Source organism: Roseovarius nubinhibens ISM (assembly GCF_000152625.1).
GTDB classification, from domain to species: domain Bacteria; phylum Pseudomonadota; class Alphaproteobacteria; order Rhodobacterales; family Rhodobacteraceae; genus Roseovarius; species Roseovarius nubinhibens.
On record NZ_CH724156.1, the window covers coordinates 959219 to 985877 of the forward strand.

23 protein-coding genes and 1 tRNA gene are annotated in these 26659 nt (G+C 64.2%); 11 read left to right on the forward strand and 13 right to left on the reverse strand.

Annotation, left to right across the window (positions count from 1 at the left end):
• Positions 1 to 25: 25 nt before the first annotated feature.
• The 4 genes from ISM_RS04685 to tsaD are packed head-to-tail and all read right to left on the reverse strand — an operon-like array spanning position 26 to position 2758.
• A complete protein-coding gene (locus ISM_RS04685) occupies positions 26 to 445 on the reverse strand; it encodes an EVE domain-containing protein (RefSeq protein WP_009812971.1) in 420 nt (139 codons plus the stop codon).
• Positions 445 to 714: a YciI family protein gene (locus ISM_RS04690; RefSeq protein ID WP_009812972.1), complete on the reverse strand. Its 270-nt coding sequence runs from the start codon at positions 712 to 714 to the stop codon at positions 445 to 447. Before ISM_RS04690 ends, ISM_RS04685 begins: the two co-directional genes overlap by 1 nt.
• Entirely contained in the window at positions 708 to 1670 is a 963-nt protein-coding gene (locus tag ISM_RS04695) for an NAD(P)H-dependent glycerol-3-phosphate dehydrogenase (RefSeq protein WP_009812973.1), read from the reverse strand. The genes ISM_RS04690 and ISM_RS04695 overlap by 7 nt, the downstream gene beginning before the upstream one ends.
• Positions 1667 to 2758, reverse strand: a complete 1092-nt coding sequence (tsaD, locus tag ISM_RS04700; RefSeq protein WP_009812974.1) for a tRNA (adenosine(37)-N6)-threonylcarbamoyltransferase complex transferase subunit TsaD — start codon at positions 2756 to 2758, stop codon at positions 1667 to 1669. Before tsaD ends, ISM_RS04695 begins: the two co-directional genes overlap by 4 nt.
• A 75-nt stretch (positions 2759 to 2833) precedes the next feature.
• On the opposite strand from tsaD, the gene ISM_RS17670 reads away from it, so the two are divergent.
• The 3 genes from ISM_RS17670 to ISM_RS04715 are packed head-to-tail and all read left to right on the forward strand — an operon-like array spanning position 2834 to position 6586.
• The gene (locus ISM_RS17670) at positions 2834 to 3547 is read left to right on the forward strand and encodes a uroporphyrinogen-III synthase (protein WP_009812975.1); all 714 of its coding nucleotides are present in this window, start codon (positions 2834 to 2836) and stop codon (positions 3545 to 3547) included.
• A 51-nt stretch (positions 3548 to 3598) separates the two neighbouring features.
• Positions 3599 to 4990, forward strand: coding sequence for a COG4223 family protein (locus ISM_RS18165; protein WP_009812976.1), 1392 nt, complete (start codon positions 3599 to 3601; stop codon positions 4988 to 4990).
• Positions 4991 to 5008: 18 nt separating this feature from the next.
• A complete protein-coding gene (locus ISM_RS04715) occupies positions 5009 to 6586 on the forward strand; it encodes a heme biosynthesis protein HemY (protein ID WP_009812977.1) in 1578 nt (525 codons plus the stop codon).
• A 39-nt stretch (positions 6587 to 6625) separates the two neighbouring features.
• Here ISM_RS04715 and ISM_RS04720 read toward each other — a convergent pair whose 3' ends face one another.
• From ISM_RS04720 to ISM_RS04745, 6 genes are all read right to left on the reverse strand, one after another.
• A complete protein-coding gene (locus ISM_RS04720) occupies positions 6626 to 7063 on the reverse strand; it encodes a response regulator (protein ID WP_254655647.1) in 438 nt (145 codons plus the stop codon).
• A gap of 127 nt (positions 7064 to 7190) precedes the next feature.
• Positions 7191 to 8777 (reverse strand): PAS domain-containing sensor histidine kinase, encoded by a 1587-nt coding sequence (locus tag ISM_RS17680; RefSeq protein ID WP_217622864.1) that lies wholly within the window; start codon positions 8775 to 8777, stop codon positions 7191 to 7193.
• Between the two features lie 235 nt (positions 8778 to 9012).
• Positions 9013 to 12303, reverse strand: a complete 3291-nt coding sequence (locus tag ISM_RS04730; protein WP_156783314.1) for a PAS-domain containing protein — start codon at positions 12301 to 12303, stop codon at positions 9013 to 9015.
• Positions 12304 to 12437: 134 nt separating this feature from the next.
• Positions 12438 to 12797, reverse strand: a complete 360-nt coding sequence (locus ISM_RS18375; RefSeq protein ID WP_009812981.1) for an Hpt domain-containing protein — start codon at positions 12795 to 12797, stop codon at positions 12438 to 12440.
• The gene (locus ISM_RS04740; RefSeq protein WP_009812982.1) at positions 12787 to 13761 is read right to left on the reverse strand and encodes a response regulator; all 975 of its coding nucleotides are present in this window, start codon (positions 13759 to 13761) and stop codon (positions 12787 to 12789) included. Before ISM_RS04740 ends, ISM_RS18375 begins: the two co-directional genes overlap by 11 nt.
• A 242-nt stretch (positions 13762 to 14003) precedes the next feature.
• Positions 14004 to 14642: a TetR family transcriptional regulator C-terminal domain-containing protein gene (locus tag ISM_RS04745; protein ID WP_040618325.1), complete on the reverse strand. Its 639-nt coding sequence runs from the start codon at positions 14640 to 14642 to the stop codon at positions 14004 to 14006.
• Positions 14643 to 14789: 147 nt separating this feature from the next.
• Here ISM_RS04745 and ISM_RS04750 point away from each other — a divergent pair, with 147 nt between their 5' ends.
• The 6 genes from ISM_RS04750 to ISM_RS04775 all read left to right on the forward strand — a co-directional run bounded on the left by ISM_RS04750 (position 14790) and on the right by ISM_RS04775 (position 22010).
• Positions 14790 to 15650, forward strand: coding sequence for an ABC transporter permease (locus tag ISM_RS04750; RefSeq protein WP_009812984.1), 861 nt, complete (start codon positions 14790 to 14792; stop codon positions 15648 to 15650).
• A complete protein-coding gene (locus tag ISM_RS04755) occupies positions 15647 to 16432 on the forward strand; it encodes an ABC transporter permease (protein ID WP_009812985.1) in 786 nt (261 codons plus the stop codon). Before ISM_RS04750 ends, ISM_RS04755 begins: the two co-directional genes overlap by 4 nt.
• Before the next feature lie 7 nt (positions 16433 to 16439).
• Positions 16440 to 17537: an ABC transporter ATP-binding protein gene (locus tag ISM_RS04760; RefSeq protein WP_009812986.1), complete on the forward strand. Its 1098-nt coding sequence runs from the start codon at positions 16440 to 16442 to the stop codon at positions 17535 to 17537.
• A gap of 40 nt (positions 17538 to 17577) precedes the next feature.
• Positions 17578 to 18636: an ABC transporter substrate-binding protein gene (locus tag ISM_RS04765; RefSeq protein ID WP_009812987.1), complete on the forward strand. Its 1059-nt coding sequence runs from the start codon at positions 17578 to 17580 to the stop codon at positions 18634 to 18636.
• A 78-nt stretch (positions 18637 to 18714) separates the two neighbouring features.
• Positions 18715 to 20790 (forward strand): FAD-dependent oxidoreductase, encoded by a 2076-nt coding sequence (locus ISM_RS04770; RefSeq protein WP_083780903.1) that lies wholly within the window; start codon positions 18715 to 18717, stop codon positions 20788 to 20790.
• Positions 20787 to 22010, forward strand: coding sequence for an aromatic ring-hydroxylating oxygenase subunit alpha (locus ISM_RS04775; protein WP_009812989.1), 1224 nt, complete (start codon positions 20787 to 20789; stop codon positions 22008 to 22010). Before ISM_RS04770 ends, ISM_RS04775 begins: the two co-directional genes overlap by 4 nt.
• Here the strand turns inward: ISM_RS04775 and ISM_RS04780 are convergent, their stop codons facing one another.
• Positions 22011 to 23081, reverse strand: coding sequence for an agmatine deiminase family protein (locus ISM_RS04780; protein WP_009812990.1), 1071 nt, complete (start codon positions 23079 to 23081; stop codon positions 22011 to 22013).
• 126 nt (positions 23082 to 23207) lie between these two features.
• A tRNA-Leu gene (locus ISM_RS04785) sits at positions 23208 to 23294 on the reverse strand.
• Between the two features lie 134 nt (positions 23295 to 23428).
• Between ISM_RS04785 and lipB the strand changes: the two genes are divergently transcribed.
• Both lipB and ISM_RS04795 read left to right on the forward strand, forming a co-directional pair.
• A complete protein-coding gene (lipB, locus tag ISM_RS04790; protein ID WP_009812991.1) occupies positions 23429 to 24157 on the forward strand; it encodes a lipoyl(octanoyl) transferase LipB in 729 nt (242 codons plus the stop codon).
• A 57-nt stretch (positions 24158 to 24214) separates the two neighbouring features.
• On the forward strand, positions 24215 to 24652 hold the full coding sequence (locus tag ISM_RS04795) for a c-type cytochrome (protein ID WP_009812992.1): 438 nt from the start codon (positions 24215 to 24217) through the stop codon (positions 24650 to 24652).
• Here ISM_RS04795 and ISM_RS04800 read toward each other — a convergent pair.
• Positions 24647 to 26614 carry a sensor histidine kinase gene (locus ISM_RS04800; protein WP_009812993.1) on the reverse strand — a complete coding sequence of 656 codons (1968 nt, stop codon included), beginning with the start codon at positions 26612 to 26614 and terminating at the stop codon, positions 24647 to 24649. The genes ISM_RS04795 and ISM_RS04800 overlap by 6 nt on opposite strands.
• Positions 26615 to 26659 lie beyond the last annotated feature (45 nt).

Sequence of the window (26659 nt, forward strand, 5' to 3'; positions counted from 1 at the left end):
AGATGCCGCGCCCTGTCTTACCGGCTCAGGGCGCCACCCCGGCCATCTCGCAGACGATCCGCCATTCCGCCTCGCGCTCCGGCTGCACCGACAGGCGCGATTGCCGCAACAGCGCCATCTCCGCCAGCCGCGGCTCTGCCTTGATCTCGTCGAGCGTCACCGCCCGCGCCACCGGCGCCACCGCCCGGATATCGACACACTCCCAGCGCGGATCATCGCTCGTGCTGTCGGGATGGGCCTCGGCGATCACCTCGACAATGCCCACCACCGCCTTTTCCGTCTGGCTATGGTAGAAGAACCCGCGATCCCCCACCGCCATCTCGCGCATGAAATTGCGCGCCTGGTAATTGCGCACGCCGTCCCATTCCTCGCCCGCCTCTCCCTTGGCCTGCTGGTCCTCCCAGCTCCAGGTCGCAGGCTCCGACTTGAACAGCCAGTAGCGCATCAGATGACCTTCTTCCACGGGACGAGCTCGACCGACGCAAAGAGCCCCGCCTTGGCATAGGGATCCGCCGCCGCCCAGGCCTCGGCCTCTGCCATATCCGCCACATCGAGCACCACGAGCGAGCCGCACATCTCCCCCGCCTCATCAAGAAGCGGACCGGCCTGGCTCACCGCCCCGGACGACTTGAGATACTCCACATGATCCGCCCGATTGTCGAGCCGCACCTGCAACGCACCGGGCTTGTCCCGGCCAATAAGAGCGATCAGCATTTTTCTTCCTTCAATGGTCGTGAGAGCAACATATCCATCGCACCGGCGACGCGCAATTGTCCCGACACGAGGCCGACGACGACCCGCGTGATCGGCATCTCGATGCCGAGCGCCTCGGCCCGCGCCACCACCGCCGGCGCGCTCGCCGCGCCCTCCACCGTGACGCCGCTGTCGAACGTCTCGCCGCGGCCAAGCGCCAGCCCATAGCGCAGGTTGCGCGACTGTTCCGACGTGCAGGTGAGCGCCAGATCGCCAAAGCCCGACAGCCCGGCAAGCGTCTCGGCCCGCGCCCCCATCGCCTCGGCCATCCGCGCCATCTCGGCATAGCCCCGCGTCATGAGCGCTGCCCGCGCACTCTCGCCAAGCCCCGCGCCCACCGCCGCGCCGCAGGCAATCGCGATGATATTCTTGAGCGCCCCGCCAAGCTCGGCCCCGGTCACATCCTCGCTCCGATAGAGCCGAAGATGCGCCACGCTGAGCGCCTCTTGCAACGCCTTGCCCGCCGCCCGGTCGGCACAGGCGAGCGTCAGCGCCGTCGGCAGCCCCCGCGCAATATCGGCGGCAAAGCTCGGCCCGGTGAGCACCGCCACCATGGCCTCGGGACAGACCTCGGCAATGACCTGCGACGGGCTCTTCTGACTGCCCTGCTCGACCCCCTTGCAGGTGGCGACAAGCGTCTTGGCGTCAAACACCCCGCCCGCGTCCATGAGCATCGCACGCAGCTTCTGGGTCGGCACCGCCAGCAAGATGATGTCGCAACCGGCCAGCGCCGCAACGCCCGCCCCGACCTGCACCGCCTCGGGCAATGTCACACCGGGCAGCCGCGCCACCTCGCCCGCTTGCCGGATGTCCTCCGCCTGCGCCTCGGTCCGCGCCGCCAGCACCACCGGGCCTTTCGCCGCCAGCGACACCGCCAGCGCCGTGCCGAACGCACCGGCCCCCATCACTCCGATCATGCCTTGGCCCCCTTCTTGCCAGAGCCGAGCATCGCCGGGCTCGCCTTGTCGAGCGGCCAGCGTGGCCGCGCCGCCAGATCCATCCCATCGCGATGCCCGCGCGCAAACCGCTCGGCCCCCGCATAGGCGATCATCGCCGCATTATCGGTGCAGAGCCGCAAGGGCGGCGCGACAAACGCGGCCCCCGCCGCCTCGGCCACCTGCATGAGCCGGGCGCGAATGGGCCCATTGGCCGCCACCCCGCCCGCCACCGCCAGAACCGGGCGCGCCGGCGCTTGTTCCAGATAAATCTCCAGCGCCCGCCGCGTCTTTTCCCCCAGCACATCGCAAACCGAGGCCTGAAACCCCGCGCAGATATCGGCCCGCACCCGGCGCGACAGACGGCCCTCCTGCATCTCGCCATCGCGGGCGCGCAGCACGGCGGTCTTCAACCCGGAGAACGACATGTCACAGCCCGGCCGATCCAATAGAGGCCGCGGCAGCTTGAACCGCGCCGCATCGCCAAGCGCCGCCTCCGCCTCGACCGACGGCCCGCCCGGCTGCGGCAAGGCCAAGAGCCGCGCCACCTTGTCAAAGGCCTCGCCCGGCGCATCGTCGATCGTGCCGCCGAGCCGGGTGAACTCTTCCGCCCCCTCGACGAGAAGGAACTGACAATGCCCGCCCGACACCAGCAGCATGAGATAAGGATACTCCACCGCATCGGTGAGCCGCGGCGTCAGCGCATGCCCCGCCAGATGGTTCACCCCGATCAGAGGCAGCCCCGCCCCGGCGGCAATCCCCTTGGCGCACATGACCCCCGACATCACCCCGCCAATAAGCCCCGGACCGGCGGTCACCGCCACCGCATCCACCTGACCAAGGCCAATCCCCGCCGTATCGAGCGCCGCGCGCACGCAGAGATCGACCTTCTCGGCATGGGCGCGCGCCGCAATCTCGGGCACAACACCGCCATAGGCATCATGCAGCTCCGTCTGCCCATCGACCACCGATGACAGGATCTCCGGCACAGCCCCGCCGACGCGCACAATCGCCGCCGCAGTGTCGTCGCAACTGCTCTCAATTCCGAGTATGGTCGTGGTGTCGCTCATCGGTCTGCCCGTTGCGGTCTTGTCCCATGGCAGGTAACACCGGGACGACGCGCAAACAACCGTCACGGAGGTGACATGGCCCCCAGCCTGCTGATCACACGGCCCAGCCCCGACGACGTGGAATTTGCCCGCGACGCCCGCCATGTGCTCGGCGCTGATGTGCCGGTGGTCCGCGCCCCCCTGATCGAGATCGAACCCCTCGCCATCCCCGATCCCGGCGATGCGATGAGCCTGATCCTGACGTCGAAACACGCGCTGTTTGCCGCCCCTCTCGGCCTGCCGCTCTGGGTGGTCGGGCCGAAACTGGGCGCGCTGGCCCGCGCGGCGGGCCATGATCTGCGCCATGTCGCCCCCGATGCCGCGCATCTTCTCGACCATTTCAAACACTCGCCGCCGCCCACCCCGGCGCTGCATCTGCATGGCAATCACATGGCCTGCGATGTGGCGGCAGCGCTGCGCGCCATGGGCCATGCGGCGCTCGATCACGCGGTCTATCATCAGCATCAGCGCCCGCTCACCGCCGAGGCCCGAACCCTCCTCGAAGGGGAGACTGCGGTGATTTTGCCCCTTTTCTCCCCCCGCACTTGCCACATATTCTTCCAAGACGCCGCCGCCCGGGCGCCGCTCGTCGTGCTTGCACTCAGCAACGCGGTCGCGGCGCGCGTGCCGCGCGGTGCGGCCCGTGCCGTGATCGTCGCCGACCGGCCCGATGCCGAGGCGATACTGATGGCGCTGCCCGCCGCGTGGGAAATCGCGAAGCGGGTTGAGGGAGAAAATTCGCCACAGTAAGGTGGCTTAGGGTGGTTAACAAAACGCGTCCGCGCAGAGAGGGTGAGCTAAGTGTCCAGTGACAAGAAGAACTCGAAACGCGACGAGGACACGGCCGCCAAAGCCGCTTCCAAACCCGAAGCCAAACCCGAGGCCAAAACTGGGGCCAAAACCGCGGCCACTACCGGGGCCACTACCAAATCCGACGCCAAGCCTGAGGCCGCAAAGCCCGAGGCCGCCAAGCCTGAGCCTGCCGCCAAAGCTGCGACCAGCGCAAAGCCTGACGCGTCTGCCAAGCCGGAAACGCCAGACACGAGCAAAAAGCCCGACACCGCCGCCAAGCCCGCGACCGGCAAGCCGGACCCGGTGAAATCGGAACCCGTCAAATCTGACACGGCGAAACCTGCCGACAAAGCCGCCGAAACGCCCGCTGACAAACCGGCGGACAGCGCCAAAAACGCACCGTCGCAAAACAGTCGAAATACCGACGAGATACCGACGTCGAAATCTGCGGCCACACCCCCGCCCACCCCGACGCCTCCCGCCTCTGAAACCGGTGGCGGCGCGGGCTTCGGCGCGCTCTTTTTCGGCGGCGTCACCGCCGCTCTGGTCGGGGCCTTGGCCGCCTATCTCCTGTTGCCGCAACTCGGCCTTCTGCCCAAGGGCGATGACGAGGCCCTGAGCCGTCTCGAAACCCGCCTCGCCGAGCAGGACAAGGAAATTTCCGCGCTATCCCAACAGCTTGCGGACATGGCCTCGGCCCAGCCCGAGACCGTCAGCCCCGATCAGATCACCGATATCGAGGCCCAGCTTTCGGCCCTTGGCGACCGTCTCGCCGCCGCCGAAACCCTCGCCCAACGCGCCGCCCCGGCGGGCGAAGCCGTCTCCTCCGACGAGCTGCAAAAGCTCCGCGAAGAAATGGACCGCCTCCTCGCCGAAGCCGCCCAAAAAGACGACCAGGCCCGCACCGCCGCCCGCGACACCCTCCGCCGCGCCGCCCTCACCCGCGTCCGCACCGCGCTCGACAATGGCAGCCCCTTCGCCGAGGCGCTCGACGATCTCGCCAACACCGGGCAGGAGATCCCCAGCGACCTCCAAGCCATCGCAAACAGCGGCGCGCCGACCCTCGCGGCCCTGCAAACAAGCTTCCCGGACGCCGCCCGCCGCGCCCTTGAGGCCGCCCGCCGCGCCGATCCCGACGCCCATGCAGGCTCGGGCGTGCTCGGCTTCCTGAACTCACAGCTCGGTGTCCGCTCGCTCGAACCGCGCGAAGGCAACGACCCCGACGCCATCCTCTCGCGCGCCGAGGCCGCCCTCCGCGACGGGCAACTGGCCGCCACGCTGGAAGAGCTCGCCGCCCTTCCCGATCCCGCCCAGGCCGAGATTGCCGGCTGGGTCGACCAGGCCCAGACCCGCCTGACCGCCACCCAAGCCGCCGACACGCTCGGCGCGCAGCTCAACTAACGCCGAAAGGGCGCATTCATGCTTTGGTCCGTGATCAAGATCGTTGTTTTCCTTGGCCTCATCCTGGCCGCCAGCTTTGCCGCCATGCATCTGCTGAGCCTCGAAGGCGGCGTGCGAATCGTCATGGCCGGCTATGAGGTCAACCTGACGCCGCTCAACGCGATCATCACGCTGGCGCTGCTCTTGTTGATGCTCTGGCTGCTGCTCAAACTCGGCGCGCTGCTGGTCGCCCTGCTGCGCTTCATCAATGGCGACGAAACCGCCATGTCGCGCTATTTCGACCGCAACCGGCAGGAAAAGGGCTATCGCGCCCTGACCGAAGGCATGATGGCGCTGGCCTCGGGCGAGGGCAAACTCGCAATGTCCCGCGCCGCCCGGGCCGAGAAATACCTTCACAAACCCGAGCTGACCAACCTGCTCACCGCCCAAGCGGCCGAGCTCACCGGCGACCGTCGCACCGCCGAAGAGGTCTACAAACGCCTGCTCAAGGACGACAAGACCCGCTTTGTCGGCGTCCGTGGCCTGCTCAAGCAAAAGATCGAAGAAGGCGACACCGACACCGCGCTCAAACTGGCCGAAACCGCCTTTGGCTTGAAACCGACCCACGAAGAGGTGCAGGACACGCTGCTGCAGCTTCAGGCCGGTCAGGCTGATTGGAAAGGCGCCCGCGCCACGCTCAACGCCAAGCTCAAGCACGGTAGCCTGCCGCGCGATCTGCACCGTCGCCGCGACGCAATCCTCGCCCTCGCCGAGGCCCGCGACATCGCCGCCGAGAACAGCACGATCGAGGCCAAGGAGACCGCGATCGAGGCCAACCGCCTGTCGCCGCATCTCGTCCCCGCCGCCGTCATGGCCGCGCAGGCCTATATCGAGGACGGCTCTAAACGCTATGCTACGCGGGTCATCCGCAAAGCCTGGGAGAGCCAGCCGCACCCCGATCTCGCCGCCGCCTATGCCGCGATCGAGCCGGATGAAACCCCGGACCAGCGCCTCAAACGCTTTGCCAAACTGTTCAAACTCTCGCCCGATCACCCCGAGGCCAAGCTCGTCGAGGCCGAGCTGCAAATCGCGGCCGAGGATTTCCCCGCCGCCCGCCGCGCCCTCGGCACCCTCGCCGAAACCGCGCCCGACGCCCGCTCGCTGACCATCATGGCCGCCATCGAACGCGGCGCTGGCGCCAATGACACGGTGGTCAAAGGCTGGCTCGCCCGCGCCGTCGCCGCCGCGCGCGGCCCGCAATGGATCTGCGAGAACTGCCAGCATATCCACCATGAATGGGCCCCCACCTGCGCCCATTGCCACGCAGTCGACACGCTCGAATGGCGCAACGCCCCCGGCGCGGCCCCGGCCATGCCCACCGGCGTGGCGATGCTGCCGCTGATTGTCGGCGCGCTCGAGGAACCGGCCCAATCGCCCAAGGCTGAGCCCGAGGCCGAGAGCCCCGAGACCGATGCCGCAACCAGTTCTGGGACAGCCCCCGAGGCCGACATCGTCGATGCCGAGATTGTCGATGACGCCTCCGCTTCCGACACGCAGCCCGCGACGGACACACAAGCTGCGACACAAGCTGAGACACAAAAAGAAACCCGCGCCTGATCGGGCGCGGGGTCTATCAATCTCACCTGTCAGCCTAGATCAGCTGCCAGCAGGTTCCGGCGTCATCCGGCTCCAGATTTCCTTGAGCTGGTCGGGCAAGGTGATCGGATCGAAGGGCTTGGTGATCACCGCCGCTTCAAACTCTTCCTTGAGCTGATCCACATCCACATTCGACGCTTTGGCGGTAACGAACACCACCGGCGTCTCTGCGAAATTCGCACTCTGCCGCAGCTGGCGTACAGATTCCCGCCCGTCCATCCCCGGCATCATCACATCCATGAGAAACATATCCGGCGCGAAATCATTCGCCGCTTTCAACACCTCTTCGCCCGAAGCGCATTGAAGAATTTCAAACCCACCGATCATCTCGAGAGACATCCGCGCAATCTCGCGAATATCCGGATCATCTTCGGCGTGAAGAATTTTTTTAAACCGCTGTGCCGTCATGTGAACCTTAAAGTCTACGACTTCGCCCATAGTAGCATATCCTTAGATAACTCAAAGAATATTCATGACCCCTATACAGGGAAATCACGTCGAAATTCAGGCCGAGCTGCCACTGCGGGCCCATATTCCAGTCAAATTGTGGTTCACACTTACAGGATTACGCCGCGTGGTCCAGCGCGCTTTGACGGGTTTTCGTGGATTGCGCGCATTGGGGAAGGTCGAAGTAAAACGTCGTCCCCTTGCCAAGCTCGCTGACGAAATCCACCCGCCCATCGTGATGTTCGACAATCGCCTTCACGATGGTGAGCCCCAGACCCGTGCCCTTGATGCGGCCCTTGTCCTGGGCACCCGCCTGTTTGAACGGCTCAAAGAGACCCGCGCGCGCCGCCTCTGGAATGCCCGGACCACGGTCGCTGATCGCCACCCGGATCATGTCGCCATTCGGGCGGGCACTGATCTCGACCTGGCTGCCGGTCTCGGAAAACTTGGCGGCGTTGGACATGAGATTGGTCAGAACCTGCAACAGCCGTCCCTTGTCGCCCGTCACCCAAAGCGGCGTCTCGGGCGATTTGCAGCGCAGCGTGACCCCCAGCCCCGTGGCATAGCCCGCATCCGATTCGATGGCCTCATCGATCAGCGCCCGCAGATCCATCCGGCCCATGGTAAATTCCATCTTGCCCGCCTCGAGCTTGCTCAGGTCGAGAATGTCATTCACCAGCCCCAGCAGACGCTCGCCATTGTTCTCGGCAATCCGCAACAGCGACATCACCCCCGGCTCGAGCGGCCCCGCCGTCCCCGCGGTCAGCAATTGCACCGCGCCCTTGATCGAGGTGAGCGGCGTGCGCAGCTCATGGGTCATCATCGACATGAAGTTCCGGCGCGTGGCCTCGGCCTCCATCCTCTGTGAAATATCGCGCAGCACCGCCACAAAACGCTTTTGCCCATCGACGGTCTCGATGATCTGGACATTGGCCTCCATCGCCACGCCATGGCATTCGGTCAGGAATTGCAGCGTCTCGGAGGCATCCGTCGGCGCCTCCTGCGCACAAAGATCGCGAATTGCGGCCCCAAACGGGTCTGGCAGCCGGTCGGCCCCATAGGTCCGGTACTCGCCCTCCGGCCAGCGCATCCGACGCAGCGCCGCATCGTTCATGAACAAGATTTTGCCCGAGTCCATATCGACGAGATAGACATCCTCGGGCAGCAGCTGCAGGCAGCGGGTCAATTGCCGCTCTTGCTCGCCGCTCCGCTGCTTGGTCACGTCATTGCAGAAATACATGGTCTTGAGATGGCCCATCCCGGTGCTGAACAGCGGCACCGCCGTGGTCCGCAGGATGCGCAGCTTGCCGCTCGCGCTCAGCACCTCGAGATCGCCGCTCCAGACATCGCCGCCATTGGTCTGACGGGCAATCGCCTCATAGGGGGCGCTGTCCGCCGCGCCCAGAAAGTGGCGCAGCTCCGAGCCCCGCAACCCATTCGCGCGAAAGCCGAGGGCATTGGTGAAATTCTCATTCACGCTGAGGATCTTACCCTCGGAATCGGTGGTCAGGATCATCGCATGTTCATTGATGGCTTTTTCGCGAAACGCCAGCTCTGCCTGCTGGCTTTTCAACAGGTGCTCCCGCAGGCGCATCGTCTCGCTGCCGCGCCGAAACGCCACCACCAGAAGCCCGATGATCAGCGCCCAATGGGCCGCGTAGATCATCCAGAGCGAGCCGGAATGATCCGCCGGAACCAGATTCAAGAAGGTGAAGATGGACATGGCGGCGGTGACGAACAAGGCACCACTCAAGACCCAGAATACTCGTAAAGAACTTTTCATTTGCCAACCTGTGCTTCCAAGCACTCGCACCCCAACAGTCGAGTGGTCGGTTCAATCTCTTTTGATTAAAATGCCGGGGGAAGACGGTCCCAGTTTGATCAAAGAACGGCGAAAATAAGGCAGTTTCTCACGAAACCGGCGCGCGCGCCCCGCCGGCTCAGGCGACCTTGGTCGGCACCGCGCCGCTGTCGCCGCTGGGCTTTCGCTCTTCCATCGGCAGGGTAAAGGTAAAGACGCTGCCCTTGCCCTCTTCGCTCGTCACCGAAATCCGCCCGCCCTGAAGCTCGACCAACCGTCGCGAAATCGTCAGGCCGAGCCCGGTGCCGCCCTTGGCCCGGCTCGCCGAGGAATCGATCTGATTGAACTGGTCAAAGATCAGCGCCTGCTCCTTGGCCGGGATGCCACAGCCGCTGTCGCGCACATGGATCGCCACATCCGCGCCCTTCACTTCGGCCTCGATCCGGATCTGCCCCTTGTCGGTGAACTTGAGCGCATTGCCCACAAGGTTGATCAGGATCTGACGCAGGCGCATTTCATCGGCAAACACGCTCAGCTCGCCGATCGCCCCGACGAGATCGACCGATTTCTCATGCGCCGCATTGCTGAACTGATCGAGCACCGACCGCACCACCCGCTCGAGCTCAAGATCGACCGGATCGATCTTGAGCTTGCCGGCATCGATCTTGGCCAGATCCAGCATTTCATTGATCAGCTTGAGCAGATGCTTGCCGGAATCTTCCATCTTGCCCGCGTATTTCCCGACCTCGCGCTGCACCGCCTCCAGATGTTCGATGGCGCCGGTGGCAGTCAAATCCCCGGCACTGGCCGCCTCGCGCAGCTCCTTGACCGAGGTCAAGAGCTCCGGCTTGGCCAGGAAGGAGTTATAGCCCAGGATAACCGTCAGCGGCGTGCGCAGCTCATGGCTCATCACATTGAGGAAATCGGTCTTGGCCACATTCGCGGCCTCCGCCTCCTGCAGCGCATTATAAAGCACGGTGATATCGGTGCCGACGCCGCGATAACCGGCAAAATTGCCATTGTCGTCGTAGAAGGGCACGCCGCTGATCTGGATCCATTTCGGCTGCCGGTCCGAGCTCAGCGCCGGATAGACAAGATTGCGGAAGGTCTCCCGCCGGTCCTGCGCGGCAAAGAGCAGCTCCCAATCCGCCACCTCTTTCAACCCGCTGAGCGCCTCGACGATCTCCGAGATTTTCATCCCGATGCTCTTGCGCGTATCGCCGCCAAACAGCCGCTCGAACCCTTCGGAAATATAGGTGAATCGCAGATCGGCATCCTGTTCCCAGAACCAGTCGTTGCTGATCTCCGCCACATCCGAGAACCGTTTCTCGGCAGCGTCACGTTCGCTCAGCGCGGTGCGCAGTTTCTCGTTCGACGACAGAAGCTGCGTTTCCTGCTTCTTCAACTCGGTGATGTCGACCCGGATGCCGACCCGCCCGCCATCCGAGGTCGGATGCGAATAGGACCGCACCCAGCGGCCGTTCTGCAGCGGATATTCCCACTGATATTCGCCGCCATCCATCCGCTTGTGATGCGCCGCGAGCCATTCCTCCTCGCGCCCGACCGCCTCCGGATATTCGCCCCGCTCGAGCCCATAGGCGACCACATCCTCCTCCGAGACGCCGATCTTGATCGCCGGCGCGCTCTTCTCATAGAGGGACAGATAATAATCGTTGAACATGGTCAGGCGACGATCGCCATCCGTCAGCCAGAACCCCGCCGGCATCGCGTTGATCGCGTCGCGCAGCCGCCGCTCGGCCTGTTCCGCCCGCGCCCGGCTCTGCACCAGCTCGGTCACATCCATCCGCAGGCTCACCCGCCCGCCATCCGGCGTCGGCCGCTCGAGGATGCGCAAACAGCGCCCATCGTCGAGCTGCTGTTCGATGATGTCATCCGCCGCCCGGTGGCTCGCCATCCGGTCCGCCAGCCATTCCTCTTCCCGGCCAAGCGCCTCCGGGTATTGCCCATGCCGCAGCCCAAAGCGCAGGATATCGACAAACCGCGCGCCCGGCACCATGGCCTCGGCGCTTTTCTTGTAGAATTCCTTGTATTTGCGGTTGCAAACCACCAGCCGATCCTCGGCATCATAGAGCACGAAGGCATCGGGCAGCGTCTCGATCGCCGTCATCAGAAGATCCTTGGACTTCTGCGCCAGCTGTTCCGCCACTTCGGCCCGATACCGGGTTTCCACCTGCCGCGTGATATCGCTGCGCAGACCGACCAGACCGCCATTCGGCGTGCCCTTCTCATAGATCCGCACCCAGCGCCCGCCGCTGAAGGCCACTTCGAAATCATTGCCGTCTTCGCCCGGCGGTTTGAGCTGCTCGGCGAGCCATTCCTCCTCGCGCCCGACCGCATCGGGGAACTGGCCACGCTCGATCCCGAGCGCCAGAATATCCTTGAAATAGACCCCGGGTTTGATCGCATCGGCAATCTTGTCATGCAGATCGAGATAGGGCTGGTTGAACAGCACCATACGATACTCTTCATCGAGCAGGATGAACCCGTCCGACAGGCTGTCCACCGCCAGTTTGAGCTGCACCTGCGCCCGACGGCGTTCGAGATTTTGCTGCCGCAGCCCCAGCGCCGCGCCCCAGATCATCGCCGCCATGATGAACAGGCTCACATAGGTTTCCCAATGCGGCTCGTATTTGCTGCCCCAACCGGCCATCGGCGCCGCGTAAATATCGAGCGCCATCCCCTTCATCGCCGAGGTTTGCGACAGCGGCTCGGCCTCGAGCGTGGCGGCATCGCCGATCACCACCTCGCGGCTGCCATTGCCCGCCTCGTCGGACCGGATCGCGACCCGGTAGCCTTCCCACTCGGCGTTTTCCATGACCGTCATCGCCAGCGCCGCCTCGAGCAGCGCCTCAGCATCAAGCACCAGCGACACCACCCGGGTGACCGGCGTGCCCTCGCCGTCGGCCTGAATGGGCGACACCGGCATCCGGACCAACACACCCGGCTGCCCCTGCAACAGAATGAGCGGCCCCTGATATTCCGTCATCCCGGTCCGCTGCACCCGTTCGATCGCCGCATATTGCAGCGGCCTTTCACGCAGATCGATCCCCACAACCTGCTTGTTGCTCTCATAGGGATGCACCAGCTCGATCCGCCCATCCATCAGATAGGCGAGGTTCAGGATCGCCGGTTCGTTTTCGGTAAACCGGCTCGAAATATGGGTGAATCGGGTCTGATCAATGCTTTCATCAAGCTCGAGCGCCGTCGCCACACCACGCGCGCGCAACTCCTGATCATGGAGGTAGAGATCAAACTTGTCGCCCAACCGTTCGAGGAACCGGGCGGCATTCTGCTGCTCTTCCTTGAGAGACGCCGTCGCCCGCCGATCCTCGGCCAGATAGATCGCCACGCCGAGAAACAGCGCGATCAAAAGCCCGCCAGCAATCGCTGCTGGCGTTATGAACGGCACGCGTCCGGTATTTGACCTCGCTCTTGTCACTCAAAGACCTTGTGATTCACTCGCGCTGAACGAGCATTGGGACTTCGTCAGGTATTCTTGCGAAGATACACTAATACCCGGTTAAACCTCCTCATGACGGAGCGTCACTCCGGCAATTCGGCCTCGAGACGGTCCATCAGGGCTTCGACCGCATCCAATGCGGCCTGCAGCGCCGGGTCGCTGTCACGCTCTTCGAGCGCCTTGGACCAGGCCACTTCCGATGTCACCGCCGCCGCGCCTATGTCGGCAAAACCGAGGCTGGGCGCAAGCCCCGCGAGGCTATGCGACGCCATTTCGATCTTGCGCGCCGCCTCAATCGGGTCATTGCCGCTGCGCAGATCGGCCAGCGCGGCTTCGAGATGCAGGATTTTCTCTTCGATCGTGTCGATAAATCTGAGCCGCATCCCGGCGATGGCCTGGCTGAGCGCGGCAGGCATATCCGTCATCTTGCGATCATCCCGCATGGCGATACTCCTCGGTCTCATACCGCGCTGCCTTGGCCGTCTCGTCCTGCCCGCGCGCCGAAGAGATGGCCCGCGCGACCATTTCCGCCGGATCGACCCGCGCGAAGACACCGCTCGATTGCGCCGCCCCGATCTGCACCCGTGGCATCGGCAGGGCGCAGGTCTCCAGCACCGCGAGCCGCTGTGCGATCCGGTCATTGACCATGACTTCGGCCTCTTCGGGCTCACTCACGAGCCGACCGGATTTTGTCTGCACCACGCAAAAATCCCCGGCCCCGGCATAGGCCAGCATCGCCCGGCTGTCGCCAAGGCTCTCGGCAATGGCGCAAGACACTTCGCGCAGGATATCGACGAATTCCGATTGCGAAGATTGCAAAAAGATCTGCGAGGCATTGCTGACATGCAGCCCGACCACCGCCTGCGTCACAAAGCGCAGAGGCCCGAGCCGCAGCAGATAGTTTTCAAACCCCGCGAAAGGCAGCGTGTTATGCCCCTCGTCCAGGGTGATCTGATCGCCAAAGCCGAGCGTGTTCTCGGCCCGCTCCACCTGATCCATCTGATCGCGCAACCGCAGCGCCGACTGGCGCTCTTCGATGAGCGCCCGCGCCATACGGATCCGCGCGCCGAGCTCGATACTGTCGAGCGGCTTGGTCAGGTAATCATTAGCCCCATTGCGGAACGCCTGATCCACATGCGCCTTATCCGACAGCGCCGTCACCATGAGAATGGGCGTGGTGTCATAGCCCGCCTCGGCCCGAATGGCCCGGCAGAGCGTGATCCCATCCATTCCCGGCATCCGAATATCGAGCAGACAGCAGTCAAACGGCACCTCCGACTTTCGAATCTCACGCAGCGCTTCTTCGCCAGACGTGCAAGGGTGCGTGTCGAAATACCCCAGATTTCCCAGATACTTCGTCATCAGCTCCAGAAAGAGCGGCTGATCGTCAACGATCAGAATTTTCATTTTGTGCCTCGGCTTTTTTTATTGTTTTAAGCACTCACACAAGATTCACCCATTAGTTGTGCGATCATGTCTATGCGAATGTGGCGACAAAATGGCACCTGTCAAAATTTAAGCGATATTTTGGGAAAGGTGTGCGCGCGCCACAGCCCGCCGCCTCCGGCCTCGGCTCCCCGGCAAAACACCCCCATGCGGATCATCCCGGCCCACGCGCCGCCCGAACATCCGCACCGACGCGATACCGACTAGAAACTGTCGGGAAACAGCCCCGTCAAAAACCGCCGCACGATACGCTCGGCCTCGGTGCGATCGAACGCGTCCATATGGGTGAGAAAGTCGGTCCACATCCCCTCCATCATCACCAGCGTGCCATAGGTCGCATCCCGCGCCAGCCGGCTGTCCGCCGCATGGCCCTCGCCATCAGCGATCCGGTCGAACACCTGCCGCAGGGTCTGACGCAGCCGGAAATCGCGGGTGTCGCTGAACCGGGCGATCTCGGGGTTGGCGCTCGCCACCCCCCGGAACGCATGCCAGATCTTGGCCGAGCGTTCATTGAGCAGCTCGGCGCTCAGATCCGCCCGCACAATCGCCATTACGGTCTCGGCCGGCGCGTCGGGCAGCCCGGTCATCTGCCGCTCCATCTCGTCGTAATAGGCCTCGTTGAACGCCTGCGCCGCCGCCACGAGAAGATTGTCCTTACCGCCGAAATGCAGGTGGATCATCCCGCGCGACAGCGCGGCGCGCTCGATGATCCGGCTGACGGTGGTTTCGGTGATTCCGTGGATCGCAATCGTGTCGAGCGTGGCATCGATCAACAGCTGCCGGTTCTTCTCAGGCTGCCGTCCGCCGCTGCGCCCGCGAGATGGGGCGTCTGACTTTTCCATATCTTTCATGAGCTTGGGCATCGGCCTCACTGAAAATGTATCGGCACTGTAACAGGAAGATTGACACAAGGCACCCCGCTGCGCAATGGTTAATGGACGAGCGTCCATTTAGGGGATTTCCCCGGCGACAGACGGATCGGGGAACAAATGTTCAAACTGCGAAGCGACACCTCCAGGGGCCTGACCCTTGCTGCACCGGCCACGCTCTATGTGGGGCTGCTGGTTGCGGCGCCACTGGTCATCCTCGTGGCCTATTCCATGTGGACCCAGACCTATGTGAGCATCGATCGCACCCCCACTTGGGCCAATTACCGCGAGGCGCTGACCGATCCGCTGGTCCGGCATCTGATGATCCGCTCGATCCTGATTGCCGGCGCGGTGACCGTGGCCACCGTGCTCACCGCCTATCCGATCGCCTATTTCATCGCCTTCCGCGCCCGCAAGAAAACGCTCTGGCTGTTGCTCATCACCATCCCCTTCTGGTCGAGCTACCTGCTCCGCGTCTTCGCATGGAAGCTCATCCTCGGCTTTAACGGGGTGATGAATTCGGCCCTCATGGTCACCGGCATGATCGACGAGCCGCTGACCTTCCTGCTCTATAATGAATTCGCCGTGGTCCTGACCCTCGCCCATGCCTGGGCCCCTTTCGCGATCCTGCCGATCTATGTCTCGCTGCAGAAAATCGACCCGAGCCTGCTCGAAGCCGCCACCGATCTCGGCAATGGCGCGGTCGCCCGGTTCCTGCGCGTCACCCTGCCGCTGACCATTCCCGGCATCATCGCCGCCAGCCTGATCATCTTCATCCCCACCGTGGGCGATTATGTGACCCCCTCGCTGGTCGGCGGCTCGGATGGCAAGATGATCGCCAATCTCATTCAGGTGCAGTTCGGCGCCGCCAACAACTGGCCGCTCGGCGCGACCCTGTCGCTGCTGGCGATGCTGGCGGTGGGCTTTGTCGCCCTCGTCTTCGCGCTGGGCCTCACCGCAGCAGGGAGACGCATCCGATGAAACGCGCCAATGGCCTGCTGATCTACACCACGCTCTACTTGGCCTTCCTCTACCTGCCGGTGCTGCTGCTGCCGCTATTTTCCTTCAACGATGGCACCATCGTGGCCTTTCCGATCAAGGGTTGGACGCTCGACTGGTATCGCCAGCTCGGCGCGCAGGACACGCTGCTGAACGCGCTCGGCAACAGCCTGATCGTCGGCATCACCACTGCGCTTCTGGCCACCTCCATGGGGCTTTTTGCGGCCCGCGCCTATGTGCGCAACCGCTTCCCCGGCAAAGAGGCCTCCGAAGGGCTCGTCATGCTGCCGCTGGTGATCCCCGGCATCATCGTCGCCTCGTCGATGCTGGTGCTCTTCATCTCCATCGGGCTTAAACCCTCGCTCACCGCGGTGATCCTCGGCCATAGTTTCCTCGCCCTGCCGTTCTCGGTCTCGATCATGAAATCCGCCTTTGACGATTTCGACGCCTCGCTCGAAGAGGCGGCCTATGATCTCGGTTCGACCGTGCTCGAAACCTTCCGCCGGGTGACGCTGCCGGTGGTCGCCCCCGGCATCGTGTCGAGCTTTCTTGTGACCTTCACGGTGAGCTTTGACGAGTTCGTGCTCGCCTTCTTCCTCTCCGGGAACGAGCCGACCCTGCCGGTCTATATCTGGAGCCAGATCCGCTTCCCGGCCAAGCTGCCCAACACACTGGCCCTCGGCTCTGTGCTGCTGCTGGCCTCGGTGCTGCTGCTTGTCGTTGCCGAATATTTCCGCCGCCGTTCCTCCTCCAAATCAGCCTGAGGTTTTCATGTCCGACACCCCGATCATCGACCTCCAGAACCTGGAAAAGCGGTTCGGCAAATTCACTGCCGTGTCGAATGTCTCGCTGTCGCTGCGGCAGGGCGAATTCTTCTCGCTGCTCGGCCCCTCGGGCTGTGGCAAGACCACGGTGCTGCGGATGATCGCCGGGTTTCAGGAGCCGAGCTCGGGACAGGTGCTGATCGACGGGCAGGACATGTCCGACATCCCCGCCAACAAACGTCCGACCAATATGGTCTTTCAGAGCTACGCCATCTTCCCGCATCTCAATGTCGGCGACAACGTGGCCTACGGGCTGCGCGGCCGTGGCATCGCCCGCACCGAGATCGATCAGCGCGTCTCCGAGGCGCTCGACATGGTCGAGCTGGGCGGGCTGCAATCGCGCCGCGCCACCGAGCTTTCGGGCGGCCAGCGTCAACGCGTGGCCCTCGCCCGCGCCCTCGTGATGCGCCCCAAGGTGCTCTTGCTGGACGAACCGCTCTCGGCGCTGGACAAGAACCTGCGCGAACAGATGCAGTTCGAGATGCGCCATCTGCAGCAAAGCCTCGGCATCACCTTCGTCATGGTCACCCATGACCAATATGAGGCGATGACCATGTCCGACCGGATCGGCGTCATGTTCAATGGCGAGCTGGTGCAGGTCGACGCTCCCAACGTGCTCTATGCCCGGCCCCGCAACCGGGCGGTGGCGAATTTCATCGGCGGCATGAACTTCCTGCCCGCCGATGCCAAAGAGGACGCGAGCGGCGCGCTTGACGTGACGATGCCCGGCTTTGGCCGGATGCGGATCGACCAGAACCCGAATGTCACCGCCCGCAGCGCCCAGGCGCTGGTCGGCATCCGGCCCGAACAGCTCGAAATCGCCGCCGACCGGCCCGCCGATTACGATGCCGTCGCCAAGGGCACCGTGCGCGACGTCGCCTTCTATGGCGAGAACATCCATTACCGCGTGCTGCTCGACGGGGTCGAAACACCCATCGCCGCCTCCGTGCCAAATTACTTTCACAGTATCGATTTCAAACCCGGCGATGCCGTCTGGCTCGGGGTCCAGAGCGCTTCGGTGATCGACCTCGGACGGGACAGCTAGAATACCGTCGCAATACAGACCAAAAACAGGGAGATAAAAAATGAAGAAAATGACACTCGGCGCCTTGGCGCTTTCCGTGGCCTCGGCACCGCTCACAGCCACCGCCGGCGGCGCGGATCTGACCGTCTTCGACTGGTCCGGATATGAGGATACCGGCTTTTTCGGCAGCTACATGGAGGAGTATAACGAAGCCCCCTCCTACACGTTCTTCGGCAGCCAGGAAGAGGCCTTCACCAAGCTGCAATCCGGCTTTACCGCCGATCTCGCCCACCCCTGCTCGGACGCCGTGCGCAAATGGGTCGCCGCCGATCTGATCAAGCCGCTCGACCCCGCCAAGCTCGACCATTGGGACGCGCTTTTGCCGCAGATCAAAGAGGTCGACGGCATCATGATCGACGGCGAGGTCTATATGATGCCCTTCGAATGGGGCAACACCGGGCTCATCTACCGCACCGACAAGATCGCCGATGACGCGATTTCCCTGCAATTGCTGGCCGATCCGGCCTATCAGGGCAAGGTCGCCATCCCCGACGCCGCCTCCTCGGCCTATGCGCTCGCGGCGCTGGCGACGGGCAATGCCGCCGATTACACCAAGATGAGCGACGAACAGTTCCAAGAGGCCTCGGACTATCTCCGCAAGGTCCATCCCAACGTGCGTTTCTACTGGTCGGACGCCGGTCAGATGGATCAGGCCATGGCCAGCGGCGAATTGGAGATGGGCTGGGCCTGGAACCAGTCAGAGCTCAACCTGATCTGGAACGACACACCCGCCAAGATGATGCGCGACGTGGACAAGGGCATCGCGACCTGGGTCTGTGGCTATGTGCATCTCAAATCCTCCACCGCCTCCGACGACCAGGTCTATGACCTGCTCAACGCCCTCTCGGCCAAGGAAAGCGGCAAATACATCATCGAAAGCTGGGGCTACCCGCATGGCAACGCCGAGGCTTTCGAGATCGCCGATCAAGAGCTGATCGCCACCTATGGCTTTGACGACGTTGATCAATTCTTTGAAGGCAGCCTCTTCTTCGACGCGGTCGATCCCGCGCTTGAGGCCCGGATGCTGAAGGAGTTCGAGCGCATCAAATCCGGCTTCTAAGCCCCTCTCTCCCACGCGCCGGGGCTGCCTCTTCTGGCCCCGGCGCGCCCAATACCACCTCTTGTTGCAGGATCGCGGATGACCCAGGCGAGCCCCTATTCCCTTTTGTTCGACCCTGTAAAGATTGGCCCTGTTACGGCCCGGAACCGCTTCTACCAAGTGCCCCATTGCAACGGCATGGGCCATGTGCGCCCCCGCGCCGAGGCCGCCAATCGCGCCATGAAGGCCGAAGGCGGCTGGGCCGTCGTGTCCACCCAGGAGGCGGAAATTCACCCGACCTCGGACCTGTCGCCCTTTGCCGAGAACCGCATCTGGGACGCCCGCGACATCCCCGCCCTGCGCCTCATCACCGATGCCGTGCATGACAAGGGCTCGCTCGCCGCGATCGAGCTTGTCCACAATGGCAACCACGCGCAGAACCTGCTCACCCGCGGGCCGATCTTCGCTCCCTCCGATATGTCGCTGAGCTATGCGCTGCCGAAACAGGCCCGCGCCATGGACAAATCCGACATCCGCGATTTCCGCCGCTGGCACCGCGACGCCGCCCTGCGCGCCCGCGATGCAGGCTTTGACATCATCTATGTCTATGCCGGTCACAATATGACCCTCGCCCAGCATTTCATGCTGCCCCATATGAACCAGCGCAGCGACGAATATGGCGGCTCGCTCGAAAACCGCGTGCGGCTCACCCGCGAATTGCTCGAAGACACCCGCGAGGCGGTGGGCGATGATTGCGCCGTGGCCTTCCGTTTTGCCGTGGACGAAATGCTTGGTGCCGATGGCATGCAGGCCGCCGAAGAAGGCCGCGCCGTGGTCGAGATGCTCAAGGATCTGCCCGATCTCTGGGACGTGAATGTCTGCGAATGGGCCAATGATTCCATGACCACCCGGTTTCAGCCCCAGGACGGCTATCAGAACGACTATATCTCCTTCGTCAAAAAGGTGGTGGGCGACAAACCGGTGGTCGGCGTTGGCCGTCTGACCTCGCCCGATCTGATGGTCTCGATGGTCCGCAAGGGGATCGTCGATCTGATCGGCGCCGCCCGCCCCTCCATCGCCGATCCCTTCCTGCCCAAGAAGATCGAAGAGGGCCGCATCGACGAAATCCGCGAATGTATCGGCTGCAACATCTGCGTGAGCGCCGACACCCAGGGCGTGCCGATCCGCTGCACCCAGAACCCGACCATGGGCGAGGAATGGCGGCGCGGCTGGCATCCGGAAAAGATCGCCCCCAAGGGCCGCGAAGAGGCGGCACTCGTCGTCGGCGGCGGGCCGGCAGGCCTCGAATGCGCGCTGCAACTGGCGCGGCGCGGCTATGCGGTGACGCTGGCCGAGGCGGGTCCTGAGCTGGGCGGTCGCGTGACCCGCGAAAGCGCCCTGCCCGGGCTCGGCGCCTGGAAACGCGTGGCCGATTACCGCCTCAACGAACTGCGCCAGCGCGGCAATGTCGATCTCTTCACCGACAGCCCGCTCGACGCCGACGCGGTGGCCGAGCTTGGCATTCCCAATGTCTTCATCGCCACCGGGGCCAAGTGGCGGCGCGACGGGATCGGCCGCACCACCCTGCGCAGCCCGCCCCGCATCGCCCCTGACGCCTCCATCTATACCCCCGATGACATCATGGCAGGCCACCTGCCGCCCAAGGGTCGCATCGCGATCTATGATGACGACCAGATCTATATCGCGGGCGTTCTGGCGGAAAAGCTCGTGCAGGAGGGCTATGAGGTCAGCCTCATCACCCCCGGCCTCATGGTCTCGACCTGGACCGATCTCACCCTCGAACAGCACCGCGTGCAATCGCGCCTGATCGAGATGGGCGTCAGCCTGCATGTGACCCGGCAACTGACCGCGGTCGACGCCGGATCGATGCGCGTCGCCTGCACCTATTCGGGCCGCGAAGAGGACATCCCCTGCGACGCCGCCCTCCTGGTCACCGAACGCCACCGCGAGACCGCGCTCTATGAGGCGCTCAAGGCGCGCGGCGATCTGACCACGCTCGACCTCATCGGCGACGCGGCGATGCCCGCGCTCATCGCCGATGCGGTCTATCACGGCCATCTGGCCGCCCGCAGTTTTGAAGCCGACCCGGCAGAAGTGGATCGCAACCTCTTCCGCCGTGAAATCACCGACCTTAGCGAAGAGACACAGCCATGAACCGTCCCTCCGATCTCGACACGCTCATCGCCCGCCACCAAGACGGGCTCGCCCTGCCCCGCGAGTTCTACACGCGGCAGGACATCTATGATTACGACATCGCCGCCTATTGGAACCAGAGCTGGATCTGGGTCGGCCATGAAAGCCAGCTGCCCAATCCCGGCGATTACATCACCTTCGATTACGGGCAGGAATCGATCATCGTGGTGCGCGACAAAGAGGGCGCGCTGCATGCCCATCTCAACGTCTGCCGCCATCGCGGCTCGCGCGTTTGCACCGAGAGTTCCGGCAATGCCCGCGTTCTCGTCTGCCCCTATCACGCCTGGACCTTCGAGCTGTCGGGTCAGCTCCGCTCGGGCCGCGCCATGGGCCCCGATTTCGACCCCGGCAAATGGGGGCTCTTCCCGGCCCAGCTCCGGGTCTTCCAAGGGCTGATCTTCGTCTGTGCCAGCGCCGACGCCCCGCCCATCGACGCCGGTCTGGCCGATCTCGCGCCGCTCACCGCGCCCTTCGGGCTCGACCGGCTCAAGATCGCCCATAGCGCCAGCTACCCGGTGCCCGCCAACTGGAAGCTCGCGGTTGAAAACTACATGGAATGCTACCACTGCGCGCCGTCTCACAAGGAATACGCACGCTCGCACACGCTCAAGGCGCCGCATGAGATGGAAGGGCTGATGGAGCCTCTACAGGCCCGCTCTGCCGCCATCGGCCTGCCCACCGACATCTATCACACGAGCGGCGCGGCCGCGGGCGGTGCCGGGGCCGACACCTACTATCGGCGCTACCCGCTCTATGACGGGTTCGAAACCGGCTCGCGCGACGGCACCGCGCTCGCCCCGCTGCTCGGCGATCTGACCGGCCTTGACGGCGGCGCGACCGACCTGCAGATCGGCCCGCTCAACAATTTCCTGATCTATGCCGATCACGTGGTGGGCTACCGCTTTGTGCCGCGCGGGCTGCAAGAGACGGATATTCAGATCGTCTGGCTCGTCCATGAAGACGCCGAAGAGGGCCGCGACTATGACGTCGACGCGCTCACTTGGCTCTGGCATGTGACCTCGCTGGATGATGAACGGATCATCCGCCACAATCAGGAAGGCGTGAATTCGCAATTCTTCCAACCCGGCCCGCTCAACCCGATGGAATGGGGCATCCAGAGCTTTTACGAGGGCTATCTCGGCCTCATCGCCAAGCCCCCCGCCCGCCACGCGGCGGAATGATCAGACGGCTGGCATCTGTTGCGTCGCGCAATGGATGCCACCGCCCATCTCGCCGAGCGGATCGACATTGAGCGTCACGATCTCGCGCCCGGGATAATGCCGGGCCAGGGCCGCGCGCGCGATCTCATCAGCCTCGCGATCCCCGAATTCCGCCGCAATGACCGCCCCGTTGCACACATAGTAATTCGCATAGGACGCCACGAAATCGAGGCTCTTGATCCGCCGCCGATGCGGCTCGGGGATCACCTCGACGGTTAGGCCCTCGGCCAGCAGACGGTCATAGGTGCCAAGCGCCGCCAGATGGAACGGATCGCCCATATCCGGATCATCCGGCAGGTTGATCAACACCCGCCCCGGCCCGGTGAACCGCGCCAGACTGTCGATGTGGTAATCAGTGATGTCCTCGCCCCAGACCCCGTCCGACCAGATCATCCTCTCCGCGCCATAGGCCGCCAAAAGCCGCGCCTCGATCTCGTCACGCGAGAGGCCCGGGTTGCGATTGTCATTCACCCAGCTGCTTTCATGCGCCAGCAAAAGCCCGTGCCCGTCCTGTTCGACACCGCCCGCCTCGCCGCGCAGCCCGCTTGGCAAGAGCCGCAGACCAAGCCGCTCGGCCACACGCGCCGCAATCTGCGCATCGTGCGCGTGGACCTGTTTCTCGCCCCAGCCATTGAACTGAATATGGCTGACCGCCAGATCGCCCGCGCCATTGACGACGAAAATCGGCCCGGCGTCGCGGCACCACAGATCCTCGGTGGGAATGTCCCACAGCTCGACCCGCGCCGAGAGCTTTTTGCGCGCACGCGCATGGTCGGCCTTGTCCGCCAGCAGGATCACCGGCTCGAACTCTGCGATACTATTGGCAATATCCGCGATGGTCTGTTGCGCCATATCGAGGAAAACGGGATCGGGATGGACCTTCCGGTTTACCGGCCATTGCATGAAACTGCGCGCATGGGGCGCCTCTTCCGGCGGCACAGCGTAGCCCTCGGCCCCCGCCGCAAATCCGCGCCCGGCCATTGCCGCAAGCCCGGCCGCCCCGCCCGCCGCCAACAGATTTCGCCTGTTCATATCGCGCCCCCTCCACATCCTGCCCAGAGCATAGCAAATCGCCGCCACCGCTCAAACCGGCATGCCGCCCAAAGGCAAAAGGCCCACCAATGGCGGGCCTCATCAGGATATACATCCAGAGAAAAATGGTGCGGTCGAGAAGACTCGAACTTCCACGGGTGTTACCCCACAGCGACCTCAACGCTGCGCGTCTACCAATTCCGCCACGACCGCACGTGGATTGGTTCCCGGCGTATAGGACAGGTGCGCGGCATTGAAAAGGGGTAAAATGCACCTTTTTCGCGGTGCTGTAATTCCCCGCGCCATGCGCTATGACAGGCATGGTTTCTCACCCCGGATTGCCTGCCATGTCACAGCCCCTCAAGTCCCCTGCCCAATCTGACCCTGCCCAGCCCGCCTCCCCGGAATGGATCACCACCCCGGGCCTCACCGGCTATGACGAGGCGGTACGTTTCATGGAGGACCGGGCCGAGGCCATCGCCCGGGGCGAGGCCCGCGAATGTATCTGGCTGGTCGAACACCCGCCGCTCTACACCGCTGGCACATCGGCCCGGCCCGAGGATCTCACCGATCCCGACCGATTCCCCGTGCATACGTCGAAACGCGGCGGACAATACACCTATCACGGCCCCGGCCAGCGCGTCGTCTATGTCATGCTCGACGTCGGTGCCCGTGGCCGCGACGTGCGCTGTTTCGTCCGTCAGCTCGAGGCCTGGGTGATCGCCACGCTCGATGAATTCAACATTCGCGGCGAAATCCGCGACGGGCGCGTCGGCGTCTGGGTCACCCGCAGTGACAAGCCGCTGACCGCCACCGGCGCACCGCAAGAGGACAAGATCGCCGCCATCGGCATCCGCCTGCGCAAATGGGTGAGCTTTCACGGCATCTCGATCAATGTCGAACCCGATCTCGATCATTTCACCGGCATCGTGCCCTGCGGCATCACCGACCATGGCGTCACGAGCCTCGTCGATCTCGGTCTGCCGGTGGTGATGGAGGATGTCGATCTCGCCCTGCGCCGCACCTTCGACGCCGTCTTTGCCGCCGATCCCACATGCGACAAACCTGCTGGTTGATCCAACCGCCCGAATGGCCCACCCTCAACGCCACACGCCAGCCCGGAGGAGACACCCATGACCGTTCGCCTGAGCTTTGCCAGCCTGATCGCCCTTGCCCTGACCACCCTGCCCCTTCATGCCGAAGGGGATCCGGAGGCGGGCGAAAAGGCCTTCAAGAAATGCCGCGCCTGCCACACGGTTGCCGATGGGGACCGGGTGATCTTCAAGGGCGGCAAGGCCGGCCCCAATCTCTACGGGCTGATCGGCCGCCCCGCCGCGGGCACCGATTTCCGCTATAGCTCTGCCATGCAGGCGCTGGGCGAAACCGGCTTTGTTTGGGACGCGGAGAATTTCACCGAATTCATGCAAGACCCGGTGGGCTTTGTAAAAACCACGCTCGACGACAATGGCGCGCGCACCCGGATGACCCAAAAGCTCAAGGCAGAGGATGCCGCCGATGTCGCCGCCTGGCTCGCCTCCGTTGGCCCTGCCCCGACCGAGAGCGGCTCATAACGGCGGGCTCTCCTCCTCCACGGCGGGCAGCCAGACCCGGAACTCGGCCCCGCCGTCGGGATGGTTGCGCACCGAGATAAGCCCACCGGCATTCTGCACCAGCGTCTGCGAAATCGACAGGCCGAGCCCCGTCCCCTCGGCCTGTTTCGTCGAAAAGAACGGGTCGAACACCGCCGCGATCTTGTCCTCGGGAATGCCCGGCCCGCTGTCGCGCACCACGATCTGCGCGCCGCGACGCCCCTCGCGCGCCGCCTCCGACAGCGCGAGCCAGAGCGTCCCCGCCCCGCCCATCGCCTGCACCGCGTTCATGATCAGGTTGATGATCACCTGCTGCAGCTCACCGGGATAAATCCGCACCCAAGGCGCCGGGCCAAACTCGGTCTCGACCGTGATCCGCCCCTTGGCGATCACATGCCCGACAAGCACCAGACTGTCCTCCACCACTGGACGCAGATCGACCATCTCGGCACAGTCGGAAAACTCGTTCGGCCGCGCGAATTGCAAGAGCTTGCCGACAATCGCCTGAATGCGCCCGACCTGCCGGTCGACGAGATCGATCTCGGTCGCCACCGGCCGCGCCGCCTCGCCCAGCACTTCGCGCACCACGTCCATATTGCCTTGGATCACCGCCACCGGGTTGTTGATCTCATGCGCCACCCCGGCGGTGATCTCGCCGATCGAGGCGAGCTTTTCGCTCATCACCAGCTGCTGAAACGTCTCTTCGAGCTTTGCATTCGCCGCCCGCAGCTCGGCGGTGCGCTGATCGACCCGCGTGTTAAGCTCTTCGTTCCACGCCCTGAGCCGCCGGTCGCGGTCCTGCACCTGATCGAGCAGATCGTCGAGATGCCCGGCCACCTGCCCGATCTCGTCCCGCGCCCCCACATCGCCATTGCGCGCCGAGAGATTGCCGCGCCCGACATCGCGCATGGTCTGGGTCATCCGCTCGAGCGGCGCGAATATCCCCTTGGCCAGCCACAGGAAAATCGGCACGGACAAGAGCAGCACCGCAGCAAAGGCCGCCATCATCCAGACATAGGCCGCGCGCTTCGCCGCCGCAAAGGGCGCCTCGAGAAACCCGACATAGAGCATCCCCACCCGCGCCCCGAAACTGTCGGTGATCGGCATATAGGCCGAGACATACCAATCGTTGACCACAAACGCCCGGTCGAGCCAGGTCCGCCCCTCGTCGAGAACCGCCCCCCGCACCGCCGCCGACACCCGCGTGCCCAACGCACGCACATCCTCGAAGAGCCGCACATTGGTCGAGATCCGCACATCCTCGAGAAAGAGCGTCGCCGTCCCCTGCCGATCGCCACCAGTCACCGCGTTGAGATAAACCAGCGCATTGATCGTATCGATGAACTGCAGGTTCCGGTTGAGCAATATGCCCCCGACCAACACCCCTTCGCGCCCCGCGAGCATCACCGGGCTCGCCGCGTGCACGACCATCCCCCGATCTTCCACCTCGCGCGTGGTGGGCACAGCCGCCTCCGTCGCAATGAGCGGCACCCGCGCCCGCGCCGCCAGCCCCGGCTGCAACCCTTCCAAGAGCTCGGGCGGAAATATATCGATCTGGGTTTCCGGCTCTCCGGCCATGGCCGCCGCAACCACAGGCCAGCGCGCCGCATGCGGCCCGGCATCGGCACGGGGCAGGTAATAGAGAAAATCGAGCCCCAGCGCGTCACGTTTCTCACGGAAATAGCTGCGTCGTGCCGCCTCGCCCCCGGCCATGACTTGCGCAAACTCGACCGAATCCGTCACCGCCCGCAGATCATTGCCGGTCCCTGCCATCAGCCGCGCCAGATATTGCTCGGCGATGCGCAGATCGCTTTCCACATTGGCGATGAGCACCTTGTCGTAATCCGCGTTCCACCGCGTCATGCCCAGAAGCAACAGCAGCGGCATCAGGATCACAAGAGGGGCAAGCGCCAGAAACAAGAGGCGCAGGCGGACGGATTTCATCGCAGGCTCCGGCGTGGCGTCGCGGCCAGCCTAGCCAGCCCCGAC